Origin of the sequence: Bacillus sp. REN10, from assembly GCF_016820555.1 — a bacterium.
Lineage (GTDB): Bacteria > Bacillota > Bacilli > Bacillales > Domibacillaceae > Bacillus_CE.
The window spans coordinates 37059-63760 of record NZ_JADHDW010000001.1 but is presented as its reverse complement, the minus strand read 5'-3'; the positions used below and the strand labels follow the sequence as shown (position 1 = coordinate 63760).

Annotated in this window: 25 protein-coding genes and 1 other annotated feature (1 of these 26 only partly in view); of the genes, 9 read left to right on the top strand and 16 right to left on the bottom strand. The window is 41.4% G+C overall.

Translation table 11 applies throughout. From position 1 onward, the window contains the following. The first annotated feature begins 141 nt into the window (after positions 1-141). The gene (locus tag IRB43_RS00345; protein ID WP_203361448.1) at positions 142-462 is read left to right on the top strand and encodes a PepSY domain-containing protein; all 321 of its coding nucleotides are present in this window, start codon (positions 142-144) and stop codon (positions 460-462) included. A gap of 41 nt (positions 463-503) precedes the next feature. Here the strand turns inward: IRB43_RS00345 and IRB43_RS00340 are convergent, their stop codons facing one another. The 6 genes from IRB43_RS00340 to thpR form a co-directional block, all read right to left on the bottom strand. Beyond that, positions 504-1358 carry a YtnP family quorum-quenching lactonase gene (locus IRB43_RS00340; protein WP_203361447.1) on the bottom strand — a complete coding sequence of 285 codons (855 nt, stop codon included), beginning with the start codon at positions 1356-1358 and terminating at the stop codon, positions 504-506. Positions 1359-1522: 164 nt separating this feature from the next. Beyond that, on the bottom strand, positions 1523-2161 hold the full coding sequence (trmB, locus tag IRB43_RS00335; RefSeq protein ID WP_203361446.1) for a tRNA (guanosine(46)-N7)-methyltransferase TrmB: 639 nt from the start codon (positions 2159-2161) through the stop codon (positions 1523-1525). Positions 2162-2182: 21 nt separating this feature from the next. Next, positions 2183-2959 carry a phosphotransferase family protein gene (locus IRB43_RS00330; RefSeq protein WP_203361445.1) on the bottom strand — a complete coding sequence of 259 codons (777 nt, stop codon included), beginning with the start codon at positions 2957-2959 and terminating at the stop codon, positions 2183-2185. Between the two features lie 288 nt (positions 2960-3247). After that, complete coding sequence (pulA, locus tag IRB43_RS00325; protein ID WP_203361444.1) at positions 3248-5392, bottom strand: type I pullulanase; 2145 nt, start codon at positions 5390-5392, stop codon at positions 3248-3250. A 21-nt stretch (positions 5393-5413) separates the two neighbouring features. Next, positions 5414-6391 carry an NERD domain-containing protein gene (locus IRB43_RS00320; RefSeq protein WP_203361443.1) on the bottom strand — a complete coding sequence of 326 codons (978 nt, stop codon included), beginning with the start codon at positions 6389-6391 and terminating at the stop codon, positions 5414-5416. A 15-nt stretch (positions 6392-6406) separates the two neighbouring features. Further along, positions 6407-6943 carry an RNA 2',3'-cyclic phosphodiesterase gene (thpR, locus tag IRB43_RS00315; RefSeq protein ID WP_238941725.1) on the bottom strand — a complete coding sequence of 179 codons (537 nt, stop codon included), beginning with the start codon at positions 6941-6943 and terminating at the stop codon, positions 6407-6409. A gap of 182 nt (positions 6944-7125) precedes the next feature. Here thpR and cysK point away from each other — a divergent pair, with 182 nt between their 5' ends. After that, positions 7126-8052 carry a cysteine synthase A gene (gene cysK / locus IRB43_RS00310; protein ID WP_203361441.1) on the top strand — a complete coding sequence of 309 codons (927 nt, stop codon included), beginning with the start codon at positions 7126-7128 and terminating at the stop codon, positions 8050-8052. Between the two features lie 53 nt (positions 8053-8105). Here cysK and pepV read toward each other — a convergent pair whose 3' ends face one another. From pepV to IRB43_RS17740, 3 genes are all read right to left on the bottom strand, one after another. Next, complete coding sequence (gene pepV / locus IRB43_RS00305; protein ID WP_203361440.1) at positions 8106-9530, bottom strand: dipeptidase PepV; 1425 nt, start codon at positions 9528-9530, stop codon at positions 8106-8108. 386 nt (positions 9531-9916) lie between these two features. Further along, complete coding sequence (locus tag IRB43_RS00300) at positions 9917-10834, bottom strand: RNA-guided endonuclease InsQ/TnpB family protein (protein WP_343070784.1); 918 nt, start codon at positions 10832-10834, stop codon at positions 9917-9919. 36 nt (positions 10835-10870) lie between these two features. Then, complete coding sequence (locus tag IRB43_RS17740) at positions 10871-11107, bottom strand: hypothetical protein (RefSeq protein ID WP_238941724.1); 237 nt, start codon at positions 11105-11107, stop codon at positions 10871-10873. A 428-nt stretch (positions 11108-11535) separates the two neighbouring features. On the opposite strand from IRB43_RS17740, the gene IRB43_RS00295 reads away from it, so the two are divergent. Continuing rightward, positions 11536-11757: a DeoR family transcriptional regulator gene (locus IRB43_RS00295; RefSeq protein WP_094834295.1), complete on the top strand. Its 222-nt coding sequence runs from the start codon at positions 11536-11538 to the stop codon at positions 11755-11757. Between the two features lie 100 nt (positions 11758-11857). Here IRB43_RS00295 and IRB43_RS00290 read toward each other — a convergent pair whose 3' ends face one another. The 3 genes from IRB43_RS00290 to IRB43_RS00280 all read right to left on the bottom strand — a co-directional run bounded on the left by IRB43_RS00290 (position 11858) and on the right by IRB43_RS00280 (position 15201). Continuing rightward, positions 11858-12568 (bottom strand): pseudouridine synthase, encoded by a 711-nt coding sequence (locus tag IRB43_RS00290; RefSeq protein WP_203361439.1) that lies wholly within the window; start codon positions 12566-12568, stop codon positions 11858-11860. Between the two features lie 46 nt (positions 12569-12614). Next, positions 12615-13508, bottom strand: coding sequence for a DMT family transporter (locus tag IRB43_RS00285; RefSeq protein ID WP_203361438.1), 894 nt, complete (start codon positions 13506-13508; stop codon positions 12615-12617). A 73-nt stretch (positions 13509-13581) separates the two neighbouring features. Then, positions 13582-15201, bottom strand: a complete 1620-nt coding sequence (locus tag IRB43_RS00280; protein WP_203361437.1) for a putative polysaccharide biosynthesis protein — start codon at positions 15199-15201, stop codon at positions 13582-13584. Positions 15202-15444: 243 nt separating this feature from the next. Here IRB43_RS00280 and IRB43_RS00275 point away from each other — a divergent pair, with 243 nt between their 5' ends. From IRB43_RS00275 to IRB43_RS00250, 6 genes are all read left to right on the top strand, one after another. Continuing rightward, a complete protein-coding gene (locus IRB43_RS00275) occupies positions 15445-16701 on the top strand; it encodes a response regulator (RefSeq protein ID WP_203361436.1) in 1257 nt (418 codons plus the stop codon). A gap of 2 nt (positions 16702-16703) precedes the next feature. After that, positions 16704-17750, top strand: a complete 1047-nt coding sequence (locus IRB43_RS00270; protein WP_203361435.1) for a HEAT repeat domain-containing protein — start codon at positions 16704-16706, stop codon at positions 17748-17750. Positions 17751-17758: 8 nt separating this feature from the next. Beyond that, positions 17759-19171: a glycosyltransferase family 2 protein gene (locus tag IRB43_RS00265; protein ID WP_481748100.1), complete on the top strand. Its 1413-nt coding sequence runs from the start codon at positions 17759-17761 to the stop codon at positions 19169-19171. Positions 19172-19217: 46 nt separating this feature from the next. Then, positions 19218-20291 carry a hypothetical protein gene (locus tag IRB43_RS00260; protein WP_203361433.1) on the top strand — a complete coding sequence of 358 codons (1074 nt, stop codon included), beginning with the start codon at positions 19218-19220 and terminating at the stop codon, positions 20289-20291. Then, positions 20288-21991 carry a protein-tyrosine phosphatase family protein gene (locus tag IRB43_RS00255; RefSeq protein WP_203361432.1) on the top strand — a complete coding sequence of 568 codons (1704 nt, stop codon included), beginning with the start codon at positions 20288-20290 and terminating at the stop codon, positions 21989-21991. The genes IRB43_RS00260 and IRB43_RS00255 overlap by 4 nt, the downstream gene beginning before the upstream one ends. Positions 21992-22059: 68 nt before the next feature. Beyond that, positions 22060-23313, top strand: coding sequence for a BaiN/RdsA family NAD(P)/FAD-dependent oxidoreductase (locus tag IRB43_RS00250; protein ID WP_203361431.1), 1254 nt, complete (start codon positions 22060-22062; stop codon positions 23311-23313). 46 nt (positions 23314-23359) lie between these two features. On the opposite strand, the gene IRB43_RS00245 is transcribed toward IRB43_RS00250, so the two are convergent. The 4 genes from IRB43_RS00245 to leuS are packed head-to-tail and all read right to left on the bottom strand — an operon-like array spanning position 23360 to position 26517. Continuing rightward, on the bottom strand, positions 23360-23515 hold the full coding sequence (locus IRB43_RS00245) for a YpzG family protein (RefSeq protein WP_203361430.1): 156 nt from the start codon (positions 23513-23515) through the stop codon (positions 23360-23362). A 4-nt stretch (positions 23516-23519) separates the two neighbouring features. Continuing rightward, positions 23520-23735 carry a hypothetical protein gene (locus IRB43_RS00240; RefSeq protein WP_203361429.1) on the bottom strand — a complete coding sequence of 72 codons (216 nt, stop codon included), beginning with the start codon at positions 23733-23735 and terminating at the stop codon, positions 23520-23522. A gap of 48 nt (positions 23736-23783) precedes the next feature. Next, a complete protein-coding gene (locus tag IRB43_RS00235) occupies positions 23784-24089 on the bottom strand; it encodes a rhodanese-like domain-containing protein (protein WP_203361428.1) in 306 nt (101 codons plus the stop codon). Positions 24090-24105: 16 nt separating this feature from the next. Next, positions 24106-26517: a leucine--tRNA ligase gene (gene leuS, locus IRB43_RS00230; RefSeq protein ID WP_203361427.1), complete on the bottom strand. Its 2412-nt coding sequence runs from the start codon at positions 26515-26517 to the stop codon at positions 24106-24108. A gap of 56 nt (positions 26518-26573) precedes the next feature. Continuing rightward, positions 26574-26702 (bottom strand) — a binding site (T-box leader) (it continues 88 nt past the right edge of the window).

Here is a 26702-nt window from a genome sequence, read left to right as displayed (position 1 = left end):
CTTTCCCGCTACTTAATGGTTAGAAGTATCACAATATAACTATATTTTTAAAAAAAACAGCATTTTTATTGCAGAAATTTCAATTAATTTGAGATTTGCTGTATAATAGAATAATAATCTATAAAAATAGGAGTGAAATTGATGAAATTTAGTTGGGGAACATTCATTTTAGGAGCAGCAGCTGGTGCAGCTAGCGCGCTTCTTGTACAACAAAATGTAACAAACACAGCTTCTGCTTCTGCTGAGAAAGCATTGAAAGAAGTAAAAGAAGCTTTTAAAGGAGAAGGCACAATCGATGGCTCTTGGGTGAAAATGAAGCCCGAACCAATAAAGAAAGCAGGCATGAACAAAATGGTCTATAAAGGCGGCGTTTCCCGCACTATCGACCAAAATCGTGAACAATTTGAGTTTATTGCTGACTCTCGTACAGGCACCATTATGGATGTCTATAAAATCAGCTAATGCGAAAGAGGCGAGCCTTTGTAATAGGCCCGCCTCTTTATTTATGAAACGGTGATTTTCTCCCTTTTCACATAATCAATGATTTCGCCATTCTCATTCCACTTGACCGCGCGATACATCGCATCGTGATAAAAAATAAACCAAGCGCCTTTTTGCATTCCTTCTGGCAAATACTTTTGTTTCATCGCAATCGAGTCCATCGGATAATCATCAAACGCCATCACCCATAACACATTTTGATGCGCATGCGTCGGCATTAAGTCGGCCATATGAATTAATGTTTCCCCGCCTTGTTCAATAATAATGATCGAATGACCGTCACTATGACCGCCAGAGTGAATCATTTTCACCCCTGGAACGACCTCTAACTCGCCTTCAAATGTTTGAACTTGGTCCGTAATCGCTTCCCAATTCTCTTTCCAATACGTGTTTTTCGAGCGAATATTCGGCTCTCTCATTTCCTTCCATTCCGTTTCCGAAGTGTAAATGACCGCATTGGGAAATGCAGGTGTCAACTCGCCATCTACCACCTTCGTTAACCCTAACACATGATCAAAATGCATATGCGTCATCAGAACGATATCAATATCGTCAGGCGTCAATCCTAACTGCTTCAATGATTCCTCTATTTGAGACTCCTCAGACACACCATAATTTCTTTTTTGCTTGTCCGATAGCCGATCCTTCCCGATTCCTGCTTCAATTAAAATATTCTTTCCTTCTAGCTGAAAAAAAATGGGATCAGTTCTTAACTCAATTTGATTTTTTTCATTGACAGGATATTTCCGAGACCACAACGGCTTCGGCACTACTCCAAACATCGTTCCCCCATCTAAATTCGTCGCTCCCCCATTTAGCCATGTCAATGTCAGCTCCCCAACCTTCATTGTTTCCATTTCTATTCCTCCCCTTTGTTCGACTACAACCTAATTGTAACACTTTTTTGACAATTGTACTAATCAGTCTGTTTTTATCAACAAATAAAAAGCACTCGAATTTCCCGCTTTCCCTGTTGGATAAACAGCTCATCGCGAAAAATCTAAGTGCTTTTTTTATATATTTAGCGATACTTCACTTCAGAACGGTAAATTCTTTGGCCTTTTGCCGAAAACTTCTCTTCATATTCCGTCATAATGTTGCCTTCAAAATCACTGTTATGCAGATCTAAGCTAACATACGTTAATAATAGTCCGTAGTCAGAAAAGCTTTTCAGCGAGTATTCAAACAGCCCTTGGTTATCGGTTTTGAAATGAATCTCACCATGATCGGGCATAATGTCTTCATATAGCTTTAAAAATGTTTTATATGTTAATCGGCGCTTTTCATGGCGCGATTTCGGCCACGGATCGGAAAAATTCAAATAGACGCGAGCAACATCGCCTTTCGCAAAATAATCCGCCAAATTTTTAGCATCGACATTCATCAACTTTAAATTCGGTAACTCCGCTTCAATTAAATGATCTAACGCGGAGACAATCACGCTTTCATATAGCTCAATACCAATGAAATTAATATTTGGATTTGCTTTCGCCATCCCCGTAATAAATTGACCTTTTCCCGTCCCGACTTCAATATAGATCGGGTTATTGTTACCAAATACTTCTGCCCACTTTCCTTTATGCTCTGCTGGATTAGCTATTACATATTGTGGATGAGTATCCAATTTCTCACGGGCCCATGGTTTATTTCTTAATCGCATAGTCACACCTCATTTATTTTTTCACACTAGAAATTTCTTTAAATCTGCTAAACCAATCTCCATTTCTGGTAACCGGTTCGTTTCTTTATCCCATTGAATGGACAAGAGCATTTGCGCGATCACATACCATTTCATCCTCCATTCCAAATGGGGCGTGAAGGTAAGTCCGTAATCCGAAAGCCATGTTTCCCATTCATGTTTATCAATATATTTATATAGTAACATGCCCAGATCGATCGCAGGATCGCCAATCATCGCTCCATCCCAATCAATTAAGAACAGTTCGTTCTCCTTCGATAACAACCAATTATTATGATTGACATCTCCGTGGCAAACGACGTAATGATTATGACCGACCTTTGTCATATTTTCCTGTAAAAATTGCAACCCCAATAGGACTTCCTGATGTTTCAAGGTGTCCTCATCTAACCGTATTTGAATCTCCTGCATAATAATTTCAGGAGTGGAAGGTTTCATTCCAATTCTTTCAAGCATGGACAGCAACGGCTGAGAAGAATGGATTTTGCACATAAGATGGGCCACTCGACTCTTTACCATTTCATGCGGCTTTAATTCCCGCCCTTCAAGCCAATGTTGAGCGGAGACAACATCTCCATTTTCCAGCCGTTTTGTCCAGATCAGTTTTGGAACAATGCCCTCTGCAGACAATACGGCCAAAAAGGGAGAGGAGTTCTTCTTTAAAAATAATTGTTGTCCACCGCATCTGGCAAAGTAAGCTTTTCCCGTTACTCCGCCAGCAGGAGTGATTTCCCATTCTTGTCCAAATAAATGTTCCAACTGCATTCACCTTCATTTTCGTTTAGCTGTCCGTATAATTATGAACAAAAAAGACAGCTATCGAACGTATAAGCAATAGCTATCTTTTCTTGATAAACCCGTTACCATCACTTGGCCATCATTATAGTTGTATTATATTTTACCACGAAATAATCGATTCGGCTATGGGGCGAAATGAAAGAAAAACAGCTGGGATGCCCGTTATCTTATCTTGTATAAATCTTTTTCAACCAATACTATATATTGATATTTTCCAGAAGAAAGCCTTATGAGCAAATATTTTTTCCATCAATTTGATTGAACACAGACAAGCAAACTGACCGGATGTAACTCTAAATGATCCCTTGCTTCCCGTAAAACGGAAAGACCAGCTGTTTCATTCTCGACAATGATTTTCCAAGGAGAGGAGCGACTCGGTAAAACGACCTTGCTTTTATATGGAGAAGGATGAAACACAAGTAAAATTTCAGACCATTTTCCGTAATCTTCTACATTACTTAGTAATAAGACTAATGACCCTCCATCTGAAGCGGCTTTCATGAAGTGGTGGCGAATCGCTTGCGCACTTTTCAATCGAAAGGCTCCATGATGCTTTCTAATTTGAATTAATCCTTTAATAAATTCAACAGCCAATCGATTTTCATATTGGCGATTCCAATCCAATTGATTGATCGTATCAGAACTTGTATAGCTATTTTCCACCCCGAACTTCGTGCGAAAAAACTCTTGTCCGCTATGCAAAAAGGGAATGCCTTGAGAAAGCAGCACCATCGCCGTTGCGAGAAGCTGCCGCTTTTTATTTAATTCTACTTCACCTGGAAAGCAGGCTTCTAATTTATCCCAAAGAGTGTAATTGTCATGAGACTCTACATAATTGATGGACTGATCCGGCTGAAGAAACAACCCTTGTCTATTTCCAAAGCCGATGCTCCCGCCCATCACTTGAAATGCTTCATGATGAAGACTCTCCTTTCCAAGCGCAAAGCCATGATCATACAAATGAAACGTACTGCCTTTAATCGTGTCTCGAAACCAATCATTAAACTGAGCAATGCCAGGCAGCTTCTCTTGATTGGCGATATTGGCTTTCACTTCCTTCGCAAGAGCTGTGTTGAGCGGCCAGCCTTCTCCAAGTAAAATACAGCCAGGTTTCAGACGATCAATCATCTTTCTCGCTTCGTTCATCGTTTCAACATCTAAAATGCCCATTAAATCAAAACGGAACCCATCGACATTGTATGCGGTTAACCAATATTGAAGCGAGTCAAGAATGAATTTCCGAGCCATTTTCCGCTCAGAAGCGAAATCATTGCCTACTCCTGTTCCATTGGATGGACGGCCAAACTCATCTTGTCGAAAGAAATAGCCTGGTACAATTCGTTCAAAAGATGAAGTTTCTCGAATATACACATGGTTATACACCACATCCATAATGACACGAATACCTTCCTCATGAAGGGATTCGATCATTTGCTTCAATTCAATCACTCGAGCGTGCGGATCTTTCGGATCAGAACTGTAACTTCCTTCTGGAACATTAAAATAAAGCGGATTATATCCCCAATTATAATTCGCATGCGGCTGTGTATCTGATACACCGAAAAAATCATTAAAAGGCAACAGCTCCAAATGCGTAATCCCCAGTTCTTTTAAATAAGCGACACCTGTCGATTGACCGAAACGTCCGCTCGTCTTCTTTTCTGTAAACGCGCGATACTTTCCTTTATGCTGTATGCCGCTATCTGGATGCATCGAAAAATCACGAATGGATGCTTCATAAATAATCGCATCGAGCGGCGAAGAAAACGGCGGAAGCAAATAGCGAGGCACAGCGACCTTCTCCTCATCTAATACACATGACCACTCACTATGCACAGAAACAGCCTTGGCATAAGGGTCACCTGCTTCTTTCCACTGGTTATTCACCCGTAAATGATATTGGTAATGCACACCGGCTAAATCACCAGGAATCAGCGCATCATAGACACCGTGATCACGACGGAACATTTTCGTATACAATACATCCTCACTATCAGGAAAGCGATATTTCACAAACACTTCCGTTGCTGTAGGAGCCCATAAGCGAAAGCGAGTCGACTCCTTCGTATAGGAGGCACCTAAATCAGAACCGTCGTAATAAAACATATCATCAAATTCACTTGTACGAATCACAGCGCCAATTTGCAAATCCGTGCGCATTAACCGCTCATCGAGCACAATATGTGAACGGCCAAATTCCGGTATAACCGGCGTATAGCAAGCATACTTTACGCCACCTTCTATTTGTGCTTTATCCGTCACTTGAAGTTCGACCATTTCTGCACCTAACTCAAGAAAGAAACGCTCAGACTGGCCATTGTAATAATGGAGAGGAAGAATCATGGTGATCACATGTAATTGATCTAAATAAGCCTCAAAGGGTCGGTTCGCCATCGTTTATTTACAACTCCTTTATTAATCACTGTCTTCAACTTTAGAAAGAAACGCATCGTCCTCTTCCCATTCCGGGCGGCGAAAACTTGTCGTTTGTCCCACATCTAATAAGCTTTTTGCTGCTTTTAACTGCATTCGTTTTAACGGGGAACTCATACTGCGCAACCTAGTAAACCACTCTTCAAATCTCCGTTCGTCGATCACTTCTAAATCAAACGGTGCATTCGGATAATCGATAAAGCCATTGCGAGAAATAACCGCCTTACGAATAGGAAAATCTACTTCTTGCTGCAAGAACAGCTGCTTCATCACGATTTCCATTCGATTTAAAGAAAGCATCGGACTTAATACTTTCGCTTCCTTTTCCCCATATCTCTTTATCCAAAACCGTTCAGCGGAACCAATATACACAGCTTGATCTTCTTCCTCTAAGAAAGTCAAGCACCAAGCTTCGGTCGGGGTCAGCAAGATAATGTCCAACTCCATTGGGGCATTTTTCAGCCGAAGAATAGGCTGATATAGTACCATAAAGGAGTCCGGGAACCGCTGCAAAAAGAACTTCAAACGCTCATCATGAAAGTAGTTAAAATCAATATATGATTTCTCGAGGATCGTCGAGCTTGCCCACTTCACTTGAAAATGAAAAAGTTGATCTAGAAACTTTCGTTTTAATTCGTCTATATGCTGTACGTCATAAAGATTCTCCACATTAAATAAGGAATCTTCTTCCTGCTCTTTCATATCAAGTTCCTCTTCTACGTCTTCCTCTTTGGAACGCTTTAGTATCGATTTGATTTTATGTAACACCCCTTCTTGGACAAAATCTTCGTCCAATTCTTCCAGTGTATCCTCCTCTATAGTATCCAAGCGATTTAGCTCCCATTGTTCTTTCGTCTTTTCCCAATGTTGTTTTTTTAAGCGGACAAAGTGGGAAGGATACTTATATAAATCAATTTCATATCTCGAAATATAATCTTGTAACTTTATTAACTGCGCCATTTATCATGATTCCTTTCATTCATTAACTAAAAAGATATCGGTTTCTTCATATTTAGGACTGCGATCGAGATGCGTTTTGTATAGCACTACCTTTTCAATCGCAAATGAAATGGGAGAGAACGCTGCTAGAGGAAGATAAGCCTCTTCTCCACGCCATTTTCTTGCCAGTGTAATATGGGGCCGAAATGGCCGGCTCTCTAGCTGAAAACCAGCTTCACGGCAAGCGGCGCTTACCACCTGCTGCAGCTCATAAAGCTTCGGTTCGTGCTTCACTCCTGCCCAAAAAATACGCGGCTGCTCTTTCTGACCAAATGTACCAAAGGAATCGATCGTCAAAGCAAAAGAAGAAAACGAATCTAGTGCTTCAGTCATACCTTGTTTGGCCTTTACTAGCTTATCTTCTTCTGCCTCTCCTAAAAAAGCTAATGTCAAATGCAAGTCCTGCTCATGAACCGCACGGGCAAATGGCAGGTTTCTATCAAGAAACATTTGATGCAATTGCTTCTTAATCTGCTTCGGTAAAGCGAGTGCAAAAAAATAATGATGCCCCATATACATCCTCCTTTATCGTACAATGTACTCATATTTTATCAAAGGACAGACAGTTACGACAAATGATGCAAAAGATTCGGTGTATTCATCAAGCATTCCACTAATACAATAAAAACAAATTGGATTTATCTGATTTATATGGTATTAATAAAGATAAACGATTGCAGAAAGGAAGAGCCTTCATGAAAACTGTTGACAATATCGCACAATTAATTGGACATACTCCACTAGTGAAATTAAATCGGCTAAATCCGGAAAACGGAGCTGATGTGTATATGAAGCTAGAATTTTTTAATCCGAGTAAAAGCGTGAAAGACAGAGCAGCCTTCAATATGATCATCGAAGCAGAAAAAGCAGGGCTATTAAAGCCAGGTGCGACCATTATTGAACCAACAAGCGGAAATACCGGAATTGGTCTAGCAATGAATGCGGCAGCGAGAGGGTATAAAGCGATTCTTGTAATGCCGGATACAATGACAAAAGAGCGGATTAATTTACTGAAAGCATATGGGGCAGAAGTCGTACTGACCCCGGGAAGTGAAAAGATGCCTGGGTCGATTAAGAAAGCAGAAGAACTAGCAAAGCAAATTCCGAATAGCTTTATCCCGATGCAATTTGATAATGCCGCCAACCCAAACGCTCATCGAAAAACGACGGCACTGGAAATCATCGAAAGTGTCCAGCAAATTGGCAAGAATTTCGGTGCATTCGTCGCCACCGCTGGCACGGGCGGCACAATTACCGGCACAGGGGAAGTGTTAAAAGCTCATTACCCAAATTTGCTAGTGCATGTGGTGGAACCAGCAGGCTCTCCCGTTCTCTCTGGCGGAAAACCGGGTAAACATAAACTTGTCGGTACAAGTCCTGGATTTATCCCTAACACATTAAATCAACAGGTGTATGACTATATTTATCGAATAGAAGACGAAGATGCTTACGATCTCACGCGCCGACTTGCTCGAGAGGAAGGGATTCTCGTCGGGCCATCCTCAGGTGCCGCTTGTTATGCCGCGATTCAAACAGCCAAAACATTAACAAAAGACGATATTGTGATTTGCATCGCTTGTGACACGGGGGAACGCTATTTGTCGAGCGATCTTTTTCAATAGAAATCACGGCTTATTTCCAAAAAAAGCATGCAGAGATCCCCTGCATGCTTTTTTTATTTTTCCACAGCCAGCTCCCAAATGGCTTGCGCATAAATCGCTGTCGCTTTTAGTAAATCTTCGATAAACATATGTTCATCTTTTTGATGGGCGACATCCGCTCGACCTGGGAATAGCGCACCGTACGCCACACCTGTTTTTAATGATCGCGCATACGTACCTCCACCGATTGATAATAACTCGGCCTTTTCCCCCGTTTGTTCTTCATAGACTTTTGCCAATGTTTGAATAAACGGATGATCCTGTTCCACGTGATGAGGCTCACTAATGGAAAAATTGTCGATCTTTATTTGCTCTTGTTCTAGGCGGTTTATTAGTTCAGCCTTTTTCTCTGCTAGCGGAAACGTCACAGGATAGCGCATATTTAATCCTAAACGTCCACCTGTTTCTTCACTATAAAATAATTTTCCAACATTGATGGTTAAGTCGCCTGTAATGTCATCTCGATAATGGATACCTAATGCCCTTCCGCGAGAGTCTTGGAAGAAAAAGCGGCTCGTCTTCTGAAAGAAAGGAGCAGATTTTTCATCTAATTCTCGGTTCGCTAAAAATTGTGCTAAATACAAACCGGCACTTTTTCCAAGATCCGGCTCCATTCCATGAGCGGATACCCCTTTCATTTCTAACACAAGCAAGCCGCCGTCAATATAATACTGCCCTTCTAAACCATTGTCTTTCGCAAAATCAGTATAACTTTGCAATAACTCCGTTTGCCCGCCATTGACCGTTACAATGGCTTTTGCGTAGTCTGGCACCATATTGTAACGTCGGCCCGACTCAAAAGAATGAACAATGACATCTACCGACGGTTTAGCAGCTACCGGGACAGGTGAGAACACCATATCGAAATCCGCAATCCCTTTTTCTGCAAAAATAATTGGAAAATCTGCATCTGGAGCAAAACCGATCGCTGGCATTTCTTCCGTAGCAAAATAGCGATCTACACAGCGCCAATCGCTTTCCTCATCCGTCCCAATAATCATTCGCACTCGCTTATTGAAAGATTCGCCGAGCTCCTTCACCATTTTCATCGCATAATAAGCAGCCATTGTCGGCCCTTTGTCATCAATCGCCCCGCGGCCAAAAATTTTGCCGTCTCTAATTTCTCCGCCAAACGGATCCATTGTCCAGTCATCACCTTCTGGAACGACATCCACATGGCATAAAATCCCCAATAACTCTTCCCCTGCACCGAACTCTAAGTGTCCAGCAAGGTTATCCACGTTTTTCCCAGTGAAGCCATCCTTTTCTCCAAGCGCCAACATAAAATCAAGCGCCTCTTTCACTTCCTGTCCAAGCGGGGCATCCGCTGTTGCGCCTTCTTCATCCAGCACGCTTTTAATTTTAATTAACGACTGCAAATCGTGAAGTAAATCATCCTTTCGCTTCTCTACTTCCAACATCCAATCAATCGCCGTCATCCAAGAAACTCCCTTCAAAAAACAAATATATTCCTATTCTACCCTTGATTCCCTCGAAAAGAAAAGGAAAGAGACCATAAATTTTTTGATGTTTTTGATGCTTTATTTTAACGAGTTCAAATCAACACTAAATTTTACTATAAACATTAATGAACCTCCCCCACCTATTGCTTCGCTCTTGAGGTAGGGGTTTCTTGTCGATCCCCAAGACATCAGAAGCTGGACGATGTCCATAGGCGTATACGACACCCTCGTCTGTCTTGGGGACTAACGCTCCCATACGGAAGCAGTGGTCTTGACGCAAGAAGTCTCTCGACGGCTTGCTGCCACCGTAAGCAACAGAGGGAGAATCAAACAACTCCCCCTGGGGCGGTTCTGCCCATCTACTACGCCTGTACAGGACGTAGATACGTGATGTTCGTCAACATCACTTCTCGAAACTTTCCGTGTATATACTGGGATAAGATATTCCCTGCACCATGAATGTCCCGATGCCGTTCATAGCCGCAGGAACATCGGTAGTTTCGTGAACGGACTTTGTTTCGTTTTCCACAAGCAGGGCATGCTTGCGTTGTATAGGCTTCGTTTTCTTTCGATAAGGAAACACCAACGGCTTCTAATTTATAGGCTAGTTGTTTGGTCAGCTTCCCAAAACTCCAGTTGCTGAGTTTCTGATTCACTTGTTTGGAACGGAGGCGTTTTCGCTTTTTGTTTCGCTTGCTTGTGTGTCGCTGAACACCTTCGACATCGCCAAGAGCGACATGACCAATCTTTTGTTCTACGCACCAGTTCACAAAAGCACGGGTCGTCTTGTGCAGGAGGTCGCCTAGCTGTCGTTCGCTTTTGGAGAGAATGTACTTCTTCGCCCGATTGTATTGACGCCATTTCCTCGACCCTTTTTGACACCGACTCATGAGGATTTGCAGTTCTCTCACTTTTTTGTTTCGCAACTGATGAACACTGCGCATCTTTCTGCCCGAAATCACCAGTGCTTGTCCCTGAGTACTAACAGCGGCAATCGTATGAATTTCTCCTGGATCGATCGCGGCTGTCTGACCATCTGACACGGGGACGGGCTCGATGCCGTCTTCATACGACAAACAGGCATGCCATCGGCCGTCATAGACGAGTTCTACTTCTTTGACTAAGCCATTGGGGACTGACGAAAGCTTCAACACGAGCGGTGCCTGTTGTTTTCCTTGCCATCTTCCTAAGCTCAGGATCAACTTCCGTCCTTTCAACACGAAGGCTTTGTCGACCCATTTAGGATGGAACACGAATTTTTCTTTGGATGGATAGCGGATGGACTTGTTCGTTTTTCGCGCTTGGCGGACGCCTTCTCAGGCATGCAAAAACTTGTGGCACACCGCTTGGATCGTCTGACTGTGAAGCGGATACAAACCTTTGAGTTCCGATTGAAGGTCACTTTTGTTGATCCATGTGCCGTGAATTCGATAATAATACCGGGCGAGCTGCACGCAGTCATTCCAAATCGTTCCGCAAATCCGACGTAGGTGAAATAACTGTTGAAGCGTGGACGCTGACGCGGTAAAGCTTGTTTTCAACGTGCGATACATCCCATTCCCTCCTTTGTCATCATTATAAAACGAATGTATGTTCCCATCAAGAACAAATGGAAAATGTCATCCTTTTTTCTTTCGACAAAGTTCGGAAGGTCCTCCACCCAACACTTTTCGGCTGTGCCGAACCGCGATTCATCCTCTCCCTACTCGCTGGGCTGTGCCCTTCACGCTCCTTGAGGAAGAGGGCTTCTCTCGGATTATGTTAAAAATAGGTAAAAATCATGTAAATAATGATGAAATCAATCATTTTCCTAGAAAATTTGAATAAAATGAGGTAAACTGTAAGTGTCAGACATCTTAAACTATTTTGCAAAGGAGCTGTCTGCGGCAAAAGAATTACATATATTTTGAGAAGCATCAACTTCTCTGTTCACCGTCGTCTGTTGGATTGCCTCTGGGAAAAAAGATGAGGGAGTGGTTTTTTGAAACCTTCAACAAATCGGATGCTAAATCGAATTAAATCAGTCTATATGTTTATTAAAGAAAACGGGACTGTTTCAACTCAAGAAATAGTAGATGAATTTGGCATCACTCCTCGCACCATTCAACGTGACTTGAATGTGTTAGCCTACAACGACTTAGTGGTGAGTCCGAGTCGGGGCAAGTGGACAACAACGGAAAAGAAAGTTCGAATCAGCTCTTAAAAACTAAAGATTGTATATTTCCATCCCTCGCCTAAACAGGCGAGGGATTCTTTATCCCGCATGAACGGGCTGTTAGACCCCCACCAATTGAAGTTTCACTTTATCGATCCGTTAATAACTTGATTTCCTCTTCTGTTAATTCTCGATATTCCCCTAACTCTAGCTCTTCATCGAGCATAAGCGGTCCCATGGACATTCGCTTTAAATAAACGACCCTTTTGCCAACCGCTTCAAACATGCGCTTCACTTGATGAAATTTTCCTTCTGTAATCGTCAGCTCAATATCCGAGCGAAGACCGCTTTTTAAAATGACTAATTCACCAGGTTTCGTTTCATAGCCATCATCTAATGTAACCCCACGACGAAAGGCCTCGATGTCGCTTTCCGTCACTTCGCCGTCAATCACTGCGAAATACGTTTTCGGCACATGTTTTTTCGGCGATAATAGTTGATGAGCCAGCTGTCCATCGTTTGTAATTAATAAAAGACCTTCTGTATCTTTATCTAGCCTGCCGACAGGAAATGGTTCAAATACGATATGCTCCGGTTCTAACAAATCGATCACCGTTTCATCACGAGTATCCTCCGTCGCTGAAATCACTCCTTGTGGCTTATTCATCATTAAGTAAATAAATTCACGATAATGAATTTCCTCCCCCTGAATCATGATTTGATCGTGATTTGGGTCCACATGTTGCTTAGCATCTTTCACAAGCTCACCATTCACTGTCACACTGCCAGATTTCAAGATTTTCTTCACATCTTTTCGGCTGCCGTAGCCAAGGTTGGCCAAAATTTTATCAATCCTCATGATCATCCCTCCATTGATTTAGCTTTCCCTAATAAATAAAAAGCCCTTACTTCTTCGACCGTGATAACATAAGAACGGTCGCAATAATGCAAATCGTTCCGATCCATTCACCCATGCCGAAATCGACATTTAAAATGATCACTGACAAAAAAACAGCGGATAACGGCTCCACACAAGCAAGTAAACTCGTTTCCGACGCTGTTAAATAATGCAAACTTTCTGAATATAAATAAAAAGCGATCAACGTGCCAAAAATAATAACAAACCCTACACCGGCAAACGTTGCTAAACTAAAGCTCCCTTCGTATTTCCATGGGGGATGCACAAAGCTAAAACCAATTCCTCCAAGTGTCATTCCCCAGCCGATCACGACAAGAACTCCCCATCTTTTCAGCAGTCCAATAGGATAGACCGTATAAAAAGCAAGAGCGACAGCCGAACTAAGTCCCCAAAACACAGCACTCCTTGAAATAGACAATTCTAACGGATTTCCGCCTGTCACTAAGAAAAACGTACCTAACACCGATAACAAAACCGCGACCATTTCCTTTATCGACGGTTTCGCTTTTGAGCGGAACGTCATATAGAGAACAACCAATACGGGAGCCAAGTATTGAAGCACGGTCGCTGTGGCTGCATTTCCACTTTCAATCGCCGCAAAGAACGTATACTGCATGCCAATCATCCCAAAGATGCTTAATAAAAGCAGAGGCACTCGACTAAATCGGTCCTTCCAAACAGCAAAGACCAAATCCCGTTCTTTTATCGCAACAAAGCCCAGTAAAATAAGTCCAGTAAGTAAGAGTCTCACCGCCACTAGCCACTCGACACTCACTCCTTGCTGTTGAAAAAGAAATTGAGCAACAACCCCTGATCCTCCCCAAAAAATAGCGCTAGAAAGCACCATAAGCATACCTTTTATCCGTGAACTAACAATCATTCTTCTCCCTCCCCAATTAAAAAGAGGCATCCCCAAAATGGTTTGCTTTCTGGGTCAGCCTCTTTGCTTATTTCTAAGCTTTAGACAGTTTCATTTTTTTCTTTAAACGATCCAACTTCGAACCGAATAACACATCAGTTAGTCCTGCTCGAATACTTAAGAAAAAGTAAACAACTGCTCCAATGACTGCACATATTCCAATTAAAATAGTTGCTTGCACCTTGCTTTCCATATTAAATAAAGGTGACATCAACGAATAGACACTAAAGACTGCTAAAGCCATCATCAAGTTGAACAGCAAGATTTGAGCGATTTTTCTTGAGATTGAGCGCAGCGAATAGTTGGCATAATGTTTAATAACGAATAAATTGACAATGATCGATGCGCCGTATCCGATCGCGGTGGCGTAAATAGCTCCATCCGTTTCAAATAGCTTAATAAGAGGAATATTTAACGTAAGCTTTAATAAGATACCTAACAGTAAACTAAACATAGTAAAACGCTGCTCATTAATTCCTTGTAAAATGGCCGCTGTCACCGTAAACATAGCGAACAGAATTGCCACAGGAGCATAGGTAAACAAAATGTCTGCTCCGATCTTACTTTGTTCATAGAAGGCGGCATAAAAAGGGTCCGCCAGCAACATAATTCCGATAACAGCTGGAATGGTTAAAAATAATAAGATCTGAAACGTTTGATTCAGTTGTTTTTTCACATGATTTAAGTCTCCTGATACAAACGAAGTCGTAATATGCGGAATAAGCGACATCGAAAACGCGGTAGCAAGAGATACGGGAATAATCATGATTTTTTGGGCACTGAAGTTTAATATGCCGAATAATACATCGGAGCTTTTCGCTTGTCCAACAGCGCCCATGGCACGGTTAAATGTCACTGTATCAATCAATTGATACAGAGGGATCGCAATCCCCACAAACACAAATGGAATCGCATATAAAATAATTTCTTGATAAATTTGAACAAGAGATACTTGTGCCTTTCCCTTATCTTGTTTCAGCAATTCATCAAAATGTTTCTTTCGCTTTCTCCAATACCAAAACAGCACGAATAAACTAAAGGCTGCGCCGATAAAGGCCGCAAACGTCGCCACACCAACTGCCGTAACAACATCGCCGTTCAGTACATTCAAGACAACATAAGCGCCTACAAGCAAGAAAGCAATGCGGGCAATCTGTTCCACAACGGTGGATACAGCCGATGGCCCCATCGATTGATGCCCTTGGAAAAAGCCCCGCATCAAGCTCATAAAAGGAACAATAATGAGGGCAAAACTGACCGCACGAATCACATACGTCACATCTTGTAATGAATATAGCTGCTCTTTATTTAACACGACCAACTTAGCGAAAAACGGGGCACACAAGTACATGATCGCAAAAGCAACAACGCCAGTGAGCGACATCAGTAAAAGCCCTGACTTAAATAACCTGCGTCCGACAGCATACTCCCCTAATGAATTATACTTCGCAATAAATTTAGACACCGCAAGCGGGACACCGGCCGTTGCAATACTAATAAAGATCGTATAAGGCACATAGCCATATTGATACAACGCGACAGACTCTTCTCCAATAATGGAATAAAACGGGATGACATAAAATAATCCAAGAAATTTGGAGATAAATGTCCCGAGTGTTAAAATAAATGTTCCTCTAATTAACTTTGAAGACATAAAAATCCCTTTCTTCATTTATCAAATAAAATGTACACACAAAAATAAGTTTACCTCTTTCAATAGTATCTGACAATTTTTTAATGAAAATGTTATGATCTAAATACATCAATATACTCCTTTTATTTTCCGTTTCTAGTTAATCATTCATAATTTGTGAAAATGGAACTATATTGATTTTGTTGAGAATTTGCACAGAAAGATAGGCTATTCTTTTTATACTTTTTAGGTAAGGAGGTGGAGTTGCATACCACCTTTCAGTTGTATGCAATAGTACATATGGAGCAATCCAGAGAAATATTATGGTTAAATGATCCTTTGTCTCATCAAGTAATGGCATCCCTTCAATGGACGGATGAGAATGTAACCCTAATTGACTTCAATCAATTACATAATCCAGAAATCATCAAACAGGCCTTGGCTATTTGCTATGCTCATCAAGCGTTGCCAATGGACATCCCATCTGATCAAGAATTATTTCAAATAGCTCACGAGCACAATCTAGAAGTGATTGCCTTTGTTTCGACTGCCCAAGAAGAGACGGACGCACTAACGAATGGTGCAACAGCAACCATCATGATGAATGAATCAGTGTTGATGAAACAAAAGTTACAAAAGCGATTGGACATGAGGCGGGCCTTCCAATCACCAATGTTCGATTTCACCACAAGAGCGTATTCGCGTTCCATGCTACCGTTCATTATTCAGCAATGTCTATCGGACGAGCGGCAAAAAAATTACCTTTTCTCTGTTGCTTTATGCCAAATCGACGAGACAACAAGAGAGGGGGAACAAGCATTTGTTCAATTTTTTCAGCAGAAATTGCGCCGCAAAGATTTAATCATCCGCTGGAGTCATGGACAATTTATTCTCATTTTATTTAATATGAAACAAGAGATGCTAGCGAGTGTATTTGATCGAATCCAAACATCTTATCAACAAGAATTTTCAGCAAGAATCGTCGGAGCCGAAATGTTTTTACCCGCGCATACACTCGACTCATTCATCGAGAAACTACAGTTGGAGCTGTCAAACATAGCCGTAAGCAAGGAACGAGCACTTACCTTTTCTCCATTTGTCCACGTATTAAATGAAGAGGAAAAAGAAACATATAGAATAGCCATTCTTCAAAATGATGCCTTTACAAAAAAATTACTGATGAAATACGCAGAACGCTTAACAAGCAGAAGGTATACATTTGAGATTCAATCGTTTAATAATGGACAAGAGTTCTTCTCTTCTGCTTGGAGTCGCAGCTATGATCCTTACTTGCTCATTATTGATACAAAAACAGCCCAAATCGGTGCAGTGGAATTTATGAAAAAACTAAGAGCATCCTATCCGAAACATCAATATTCAGTTTTTTCATTAACGAATCGAAGCAATGATTCAGAGTTAATTGAATTGCTCGCCTACGATCTTTCTGACCATATTATGAAACCTTTCTCGATCGATGAGCTGTTGACGAAATTAAAAAGAATCATTGAAGGAGAACGTTGATTATGGTGTCTATCCCCATCGATATCTTGTTTTATATCATTGTGATCCTGTTATTCTCACTCTTTACTTTTTTTAGCTCTCTTGTTTATATGAAGAAACAACGCTTGAAAACAGCGAAAAAACAAGCCCATTGGCTCAAGGAACATGAAAAATATTTATTTACCCTCTTGTCTACCGGAAAGTGGGAGATACGAGCCAATTTATCAAAGAAGTTCATTTACGAAGCAATTGAGCAATTCTTTTTAAACTTTTTAAAAACCGTTCATGATCCCAACGCTGAACGCCACATTCAAGAATGGACAGAAACTTACTTCGCTGAAAGATATCGTAAGCAATTAACTAGTCGTTCCATGGCTATTCGATTAAATACACTCTATCGAATTGAAAAGTTTCAATGTACTAGCTTTCAACCATTTTTACATGAGTATTACTCGTCACCAAAAGCAACAAACGAGGAAAACATCCTGATTTTGCAAATTTTGTCTACTTTTCAGGATGAGCGCGTCATTGACCTGTTGAACAAAGAAGAAGCACAGTACCCTCATTTTTATTATTTTGATATTTTAAAAAGGCTCTCTCATGAAATAATTATTGAAAAAGTAATCGAGAATTATCCAAGCTTAACTACTCCCCTCCAATATGTCGCTATTGAGTATATTGGTCTGCAAGGTTGGAGTGAATATGAGCCTTTATTAATAAAACTTCTAGACTATAATGATAAGGAAATCAATATTCGAGCCATGAAAGCTCTTTATCAGCTTCACTATTTATCGGATATGACACCGTTGCTCCCTCATTTTGAAACCGACCAATGGCCTAAAAAAATGTGGTTAGCTAAGTTAAGTATGCTCCATCATCACGAGGCATGTATTCCTTATTTGAAGAAGTGGCTAACGGATTCATCATGGTATGTTCGCCGGGCGGCTGCCAATGCTTTACTCAGCTACCCAACAGGGGAAGCTGAATTAAAACAAATTGCTCAATTCAGTGAAGATGCTTTTGCAAGAGATGCCGCAAAAGAACGATTAGAAAGGGGGATTAGTTTTTAATGTATAGGATGTTAGAATGGTTGCGCATAATCGTAGATCTGTTTTCACAGGTGATCTTCTTTTATACCATCGCCATTATTTTGATTATGATGCTGTTGTTTTTCTTTTCGATCAAACAAATCCGGCAAACCCATCTGTTAGATTTTGAAGAGCCTTATGATGAGCATTTGCGTTCTGAATTCACGAAACCCATTTCTATTTTAGTACCTGGAAAGAACGAAGAAACAGGGATTGTCGATACGGTACGATCCTTGCTCACGGTTGACTATCCAGAATTTGAAATCATTGTGATCAATGATGGGTCCACTGATTCGACATTGCCAACGATGATCGATGCATTTGAACTGCAGCCAGTCACTAGTTATTACAGAAAGCGCTTAGACTCTAAGCCCGTGAAACAAATTTATCAATCCAAAATTTATCCCCATTTATTTTTAATGGATAAAGAGTCGGGCGGGAAAGCAGATGCCTTGAATGCCGGAATGAATTTGGCACAATATCCTTTCTTCTGTTCCTTAGATGCGGATTCCATTATTGAACGGACGGCTTTTGTTAAAATTATGAAACCAATTATTGATTCAGGGGATGACATTATCGCTAGCGGTGGAAGCGTACGAATTGCTAACGACTGTGTCATTGAACGCGGGGAATTAAAAAGCGTGGCATTGAGTAAAAATAGGGTCGTGGTTCATCAAGTGATTGAATATTTACGGGATTTCTTATTTGGTCGCATCGGCTTCGGATCTCGCAATCTGTTATTAATTGTTTCCGGGGCATTTGGGGTTTTCTCTAAAGAAGATTGCATCAAAATCGGCGGTTATCGTACAAATACAGTGGGTGAAGACATGGATTTAGTGGTTCGTCTTCATCGATATATCAAAGAGAATCAATTAAATAAGAAAATTGCTTATATACCGGAGCCCGTTTGCTGGACAGAGGCTCCTGAAACGTTGTCTGTTTTGCGCAGACAGCGAAATCGCTGGTATCGCGGATTATTTGAAAGTCTTTGGCATAACAAGCGAATGTTGTTCAACCCCCGCTATGGAAAAATTGGTTTGATTAGTTTTCCTTATTATTTATTTATTGAGCTTCTAGGACCACTTGTTGAAATGATGGGATATATGATTATTTTACTCGGCCCTCTGTTGGGGGGCATGCACATCGAGTACTCACTGGCCCTCTTTTTCTGTGTGTTATTATTGGGCTCTCTATTGTCAATGTTTTCTATTTTATTGGAAGAATGGAGTTTTCGCCGGTACGAGAAGTTAGAGGACTTTATTCACTTATTTCTTTCAAGTTTGTTTGAATCCTTTTGGTATCGACCATTGATCACTTTCTTCCGTGTCGAAGGCTTCTTTCAAATCATTTTTAAGAAAAAAGCTTGGGGGGATATGAAACGAAAAGGAGTGTCACAATCATGAACACCCGATTATTGATTCATTTATTAACCTATAAGGAGGCGAGACGATGAAACGAATTCTTGGGTTGATCGCTCTCCTATTACTCATTTTCTCGCCGCGTATTCTTTGGGGAATACATCCTGCTACTGATTTAGATATAGCAATTATTGATAAAACCGTCCCTAAAACCGATTATCGAGAACATCATGGCTTGTTTTGGGCGTTAGAAAATGAAAAAATTGTTAACAACCGGGACGAGACATACGATATTGGACGAGATTACTTTGGATACGATCCATATGATCAAAAACCATTCCCCCCTTTTGATGAACGGGGGCCTTTTGATCTGATTTATATCGCTGATACATATGGTGTCTATAGCAATGATTTAAAGGAAAAGCCTGATGGCGAGCGTTCTAAGCTAGTATATGGCGGAATGGATTTATTGGAGTGGAATCAAATGATGAATAGCCGCGATTCTGAATCTACTCTGATTGCGGAGTTTAATTCATTTGCGGCTCCTACGGATTCGGTCACTCGTTCGGTGATGGAGAAAAACATCAATGTGGAGTGGACCGGTTGGACTGGGCGATTTTTCTCCGATTTAAACAGCGAGGAAATTCCGCCATGGCTTATTCGCAACTATGAAAAACAATACAAAAAGAAATGGGTATTTAACGGGCCAGGTATCGCTTTCGTGCACTTATCCGATCAAGTGGTAGTGCTTGGCAACCAAAAAGAGCGACCTTTTGTTCAATTTCAATTAACAAAAGAAGGGAAAAGGCATTATCCGCATGTAGGCAGTTCCCACTATATGTATTGGTTTGACATTATTAAGCCAAAAAACGGGGCAATTGTAGAAGCTGAATATGACCTTCATTTATCTCAAAAAGAGAAAGAGCAGCTAAAAAAAGCAAAAATCCCCACAACGTTTCCGGCGATTACTCATCATCAACAAGAAAAAACATACTACTTTGCTGGAGACTATGCGGACTTTCCAAAACAGCCGCTAGCGAAATGGCGTGGTTCTTCCTACCTTTTTTGGTTGCTTTCTGATGATGAAAGCGAATTTTACTGGCATTCTTATGTACCATTAATGCGGCAAATTTTAACGGAGATTGCAGAGGAGAAAATTCAGTGAGGGAAACAAAAAAAGAAACAAACAAACAGAAATATCTTCATTTTTCGATGTGGTTCATTTTATTAAGCACGTTTGGTGTCGGCGGCGGGATTCTGTTCTTATTATTCGCGGTCGTTCCGATTGAACAAATGTACGCGGACCGCGGTTGGTCCCAATATAAAATTGATCATATTATGAAATATTACGTGATCGGCTGGGTGATGTTCGGTTTTATCGTTTCTTTTCTTTACTACCGCTACATCGTAAAAATGAAACGATATAAATGGGCCTATACATTGCTGGGAAGTTCCATCCTTTTATGTGGCATGGCCCTTTATTACTTTATGAATACAGGTACTGGAGTGATTCAAAGCTCCCAAGGGGAAATCGAAAAAGGCGAACGCTTTACCTTTGGCCCTTATCCAGAAAAGAACGATATGAAAGCATTAAAAGAGGAAGGGTATGACGGAATTATTACTTTATTAAACCCTACTCTGCCGATCGAAAAACCATTGCTGGATAAGGAAAAGAAGAACGCGAAAGAAATCGGAATTGAGCTTCATTCTATCCCCATGCTTCCATGGGTAGGCAATAATAGCGATTCAATCAAAGAAGCGAAAACATTAATTAAGCAAGATGATAAACAATACTACGTTCATTGTTATTTAGGCCGGCACCGTGTCGATGTCATTAAGCAAGTCATTAATCAAGAATTAGATCAAACTTATAAAGTGCATTTTATGCAGCCGACTACGTTTGAGCGCGGAAATTTGTATCACGCCCGCCATCAAAACATCTTGCTAGGCCCCTTCCCGACGGATGAAGAATGGTTTACGCGTATTAAACGGGCAGAAGTGAAAGAAGTGGTCTCTTTGCTGCGCGCCAATCACTCTAAATGGCTCGATCAGGAGAAACAAGTTACAAAAGAAATGCAAATTCAATTTTCTCATTTTCCACTCTCTCAACATCCATCCATAGATGAGATCAAAAAAGTGGGAGATTACCTTTTATCGCGGAAAGAAAAAGTGTTTGTACATAACTTTAATGATCCTGTACCGATTGATCAATTACATGCCTATGTCAGCTGGGGCAAATTTCTCCCTTTCATTGAACAGAATGCAAGTGTTCGAACGATTGGGGCCCGTATCATGATTGGCTATTCTCCAAGTGCTAGCGAACAAAATAGACTAGCAACAAACGGTGTGGAATCATTCATTTCGATTCAGTCGAACATGAGCACGTCTAACCTGTATCAACAGGCATTAAACGTCATTCAAACGAAAAAACTAACTTATATGGCTGTGCCTGACGAAATAACGATGAATCGCCTAGACAAAATAATAACAGGACTTTTGTTAGGTTCTGCTAATGGGAATTCAAATTTGAGAGAATTGACTTTAACCAATGGAAAGACCATTTTTTTAGATCGAAATATGGTTATAGGGCCTATGCTTATGAAAGAAGAGTATGAATCTTTCGCTTTAACTAACGGAGTCAGCCGGCTCATTTTTCTTTATTCACCGAGTATTACGTCTGAATCAGAGATGAAAGAAGTGACCAATCTCACCAAACAATATGGGATTGCACTCGATATTATCCCCATGTATCCAGGGTATGAAGAAAAACTGATTCCTGCATTGAATAAAGAAAACGGCTTGAACTATATCATGACAGCTCCAGAACTCATTCCACATGTGAATGAATTCCTCGATCATTTTTAAAAGATTGACAGGCAGAACATGAGACACTACTATGAAAAGAATGGCTCGATGAAGAAGAAGGTGAAAACATGCATTATGATGTAATTGTCATTGGAGGAGGTCCCTCTGGTTTAATGGCTGCAATTGCCTCTGGGGAACAGGGTGCGCGTGTGCTGTTATTAGATAAAGGCAGCAAGCTAGGGAAAAAGCTCGCCATTTCTGGAGGCGGTCGTTGCAATGTCACGAATCGATTACCAGTCGATGAAATCATTAAACACATCCCTGGGAATGGACGTTTTTTATATAGTGCCTTTTCGATTTTTAACAATGAAGATATTATCCGCTTTTTTGAAGATCTCGGTATTGAATTAAAAGAGGAAGATCATGGACGGATGTTTCCCGTCACCGATAAAGCGCAATCGGTCGTTGATGCCTTACTCCGCCGAATTGATGAACTGAATGTCACGGTTCGGGTGAATACAGCGGTAGCTAATCTTTTGTATGAAGATGGACGGACAGCAGGCGTAGAGCTAAGAGACGGACAAAAAATCTTAAGCAAAGCGGTTGTTGTAGCCACAGGTGGCTGTTCCGTGCCTCACACGGGTTCAACGGGTGATGCTTATCCTTGGGCAGAACAAGTGGGACATACGATTACCGAGCTGTATCCGACAGAAGTACCTGTCACATCAGAAGAAGCCTTTATTAAGGAGAAAGTCTTGCAAGGCCTATCTTTAAGAAATGTTGCATTAAGCGTGCTCAATCCAAAAGGAAAAGCGATCATCACCCATCAAATGGATATGATCTTTACCCATTTTGGCGTGTCAGGTCCAGCTGTCTTGCGCTGCAGTCAATACGTTGTGAAAGCACTGAAAAAAGCACCTACTGTCGTAATGACGATCGATAGCTTACCGAATACGAATGAAGAACAGCTGTTTCAAGAAATACAACGTTTGATGAAAGAACATCCGAAAAAATCGGTCAAAAACTGCTTAAAAGGCATCATTCCTGAACGATATTTACTATTTTTACTGAAACAAGCGGAAATTGACGAAGAAATGTCTTGCAATGGAGTAGCAACAGAGAAAATGCGGCAGTTCGCTCATCTTTGTAAAGACTTCCGCTTTACCGTCAACGGAACCCTTCCACTAGAAAAAGCATTTGTCACCGGGGGCGGTGTATCCATTAAAGAAATTGAGCCGAAAACAATGGCATCAAAAAGAATGCCGGGTCTTTATTTTTGCGGTGAAGTGTTGGACATTCATGGATACACAGGCGGCTACAACATTACATCCGCTCTCGTGACGGGCAGACTTGCCGGGATGAATGCGGGACAAGAGTCATGAAGTGAAAAAGCAGGAAAGAGAGCATTCTCTTTCCTGCTTTTTTGTGTTAAGAAAATCGGTGAGCTTTGACCATTCGCTTTAAAATAATCGTCTTTTGCGATTCTTCCGTATGACCATTGACCTGCGATTTCGCTCGTTTTGGTCTCGTCCAGTTATGATGAAACAATTGTGAGTGCGGATCTAACTCATCTTTATAACTCATAACCTCACCTCAAAGGAATGGATTGGCGATATTCAAATGAATATCTTTTATAGGATGCATCAAATGATGTGTGAGTATACTTCGTTTCGTGCGCCGACTGATTATGGTGGATTCGCGACTGATTCGCTTGCATCGCCGACCGATTGCTATGGATTCGCGACTGATTATCGACTGATCCTGACCGATTGCAACCAATTCGTGACTGATCAGCTACTTCCAAGCAAAAAAACAGCCTCCTAAGTATTCCCTGGAGGCTGTTTCCGCTTAATTATTTTGTTTTGCCTGTCCATTCCAGCATACCGCCGACCATGTTGCGCACTTTAAAGCCTTGGTCGCGCAAGTAGTAGCACACATTTTCGCTGCGGCGTCCAGAACGGCAGACGAAAATGTATTCTTTCTCTTTATCCAATTCATCGAGGCGCTCAGGAATTGTTCCCATCACGATGTGCTTCGCTTCAGGAATCATACCAGCAGCGACTTCTTCATCTTCACGAACATCGATGATCTCTAGCTGTTCCCCATTTTCTAATCTTTGTTTCAGTTCTTCTGGGGTAATGATTTCAATCGGTTCCATGTGAAACATCCTTTCTTTAGTTAGCTACGATATTGACGAGCTTGCCTGGTACAGCAATGACTTTACGAACGGTTTTGCCTTCGATTTGTTCTTTTACTTTTTCATCGTTAAGCGCGATTTGTTCCATTTCCTCGCGAGTGGCTTCTTTTGAAATCATTAGTTTTGTTTTTAATTTACCGTTCACTTGAACAACGATTTCTACTTCATCATCCACTAGTTTCGTCTCATCAAATGTTGGCCAAGGCTGATAGCTAATGGTTTCATTATGACCTAGCTTTTCCCATAACTCTTCTGTCATATGCGGCGCAATTGGAGAAAGCAATTGGACTAAACCTTCAATAAATGGTTTTGGCAATGTGTCTGCTTTATACGCCTCATTGACAAATACCATCATTTGTGAAATCGCTGTGTTAAAGCGAAGGTGCTCATAATCTTCTGTAACCTTCTTCACAGTTTGGTGGTACACTTTCTCTAATTCTGTGCCGCCATCCGTGATTTTCTCGCTTAATTCGCCATTTTCTTGAACGATTAAACGCCATACGCGATCAAGGAAGCGACGAGCCCCATCGACACCTGTTGTCGACCAAGCGATCGATGCATCTAACGGCCCCATGAACATTTCGTATAAACGCAACGTGTCCGCACCATGACTACCCACGATTTCGTCAGGATTAACGACATTTCCTTTAGATTTACTCATTTTTTCATTATTTTCACCTAAGATCATTCCTTGGTTAAATAGCTTTTGGAATGGCTCTTTCGTATGAACGACACCTAAATCATACAATACTTTATGCCAGAAGCGAGCATATAATAAGTGAAGGACGGCATGCTCCGCTCCGCCAATATAAATATCGACTGGCATCCACTCTTTTAGTTTTTCCGGATCAGCTAAGGCTTCACTGTTGTTTGGATCGATAAAGCGTAAATAGTACCAGCAGCTTCCTGCCCATTGTGGCATTGTATTTGTTTCGCGGCGGCCTTTTTTGCCTGTGACCGGATCAACGACATTCACCCAATCATCAATGTTCGCTAATGGCGATTCTCCTGTGCCGCTCGGTTTAATTTCTGTCGTTACCGGTAAGACAAGCGGAAGCTCTTCTTCAGGAACCGCGCTCATTGTGCCATCTTCCCAATGGATGATTGGAATTGGCTCGCCCCAATAACGCTGACGGCTGAATAACCAGTCGCGCAGACGATACGTGACTTTTTTCGTACCAAGGTCTTTTTCCTCTAACCAAGCGATCATTTTCGCAATGGCCTCTTCTTTATTCAATCCATTTAAAAAGTCAGAGTTGATATGCTCGCCATCACCTGTGTAAGCTTCTGTCTCAATGTCTCCTCCAGCGACAACCGCTTTGATCGGCAACTCGAATTTTTTCGCAAATTCATAATCGCGCTCATCATGAGCAGGAACCGCCATAATCGCACCTGTTCCGTAGCTCATTAACACGTAATCAGCAATCCAGATCGGCATTTTTTCTCCGTTGGCTGGATTAATCGCATACGCTCCTGTGAATACACCTGTTTTGTGCTTCGCTAAATCAGTACGCTCTAAATCACTTTTCGATTTAATTTCATCGATATAATTCGTGACGGCTTGCTGTTGCTCGGCTGTTGTAATGTTTTGTACGAATGGATGTTCAGGAGCAAGCACGGCATATGTAGCACCGAAAAGCGTATCAGGACGTGTTGTGAACACCGTAAACGTTTCTTCATGACCTTCAATCGAAAACGTCACTTCCGCTCCCTCTGAACGGCCGATCCAGTTACGCTGCATATCTTTAATGCTTTCCGGCCAGTCCAGTTCTTCTAAGTCTTCTAGTAAGCGATCCGCATACTCGGTAATCTTTAAGATCCATTGCTTCATTGGGCGGCGTTCAACTGGATGTCCCCCGCGCTCGCTTTTGCCGTCAATCACTTCTTCGTTCGCCAATACCGTTCCAAGAGCTGGACACCAGTTCACAGCCACTTCATCGACGTACGCTAATCCTTTTTTATACAGCTGCAAGAAAATCCATTGCGTCCATTTGTAGTATTCGGGATCCGTTGTATTAATTTCGCGGTCCCAATCGTAAGAAAAGCCTAATGACTTAATTTGACGACGGAAGTTATTAATATTTTGCTCTGTAAATTCCGCTGGATCATTTCCTGTATCGAGCGCATACTGCTCAGCTGGTAAACCAAAGGCATCCCATCCCATTGGATGAAGCACATTGTAGCCGTTCATGCGCTTATAGCGTGATAAAATATCCGTTGCTGTATAGCCTTCCGGATGTCCAACGTGCAAGCCGGCTCCTGATGGATAAGGAAACATATCTAGCGCATAAAACTTCGGCTTCTCTTTATCTTCTGTTGTTTTAAATGTTTTATTTTCTTCCCAAACCTTTTGCCATTTCTTCTCAATAAGCTGATGATCAAAACTCATCTGTAACATCCTCCCTGTTGAAACTTTATACTAATTAAAAAAACTCCCGCCCCTAAAATTGGGACGAGAGTATAGTTCCCGCGGTACCACCCAGATTAGTGCCTACTTTGGCACTCGGCTTATGTCCATAACGCAGATCAGCGGCAGACGCTACTATCCTTTCACATCTGCGACTCAAAAGGCGA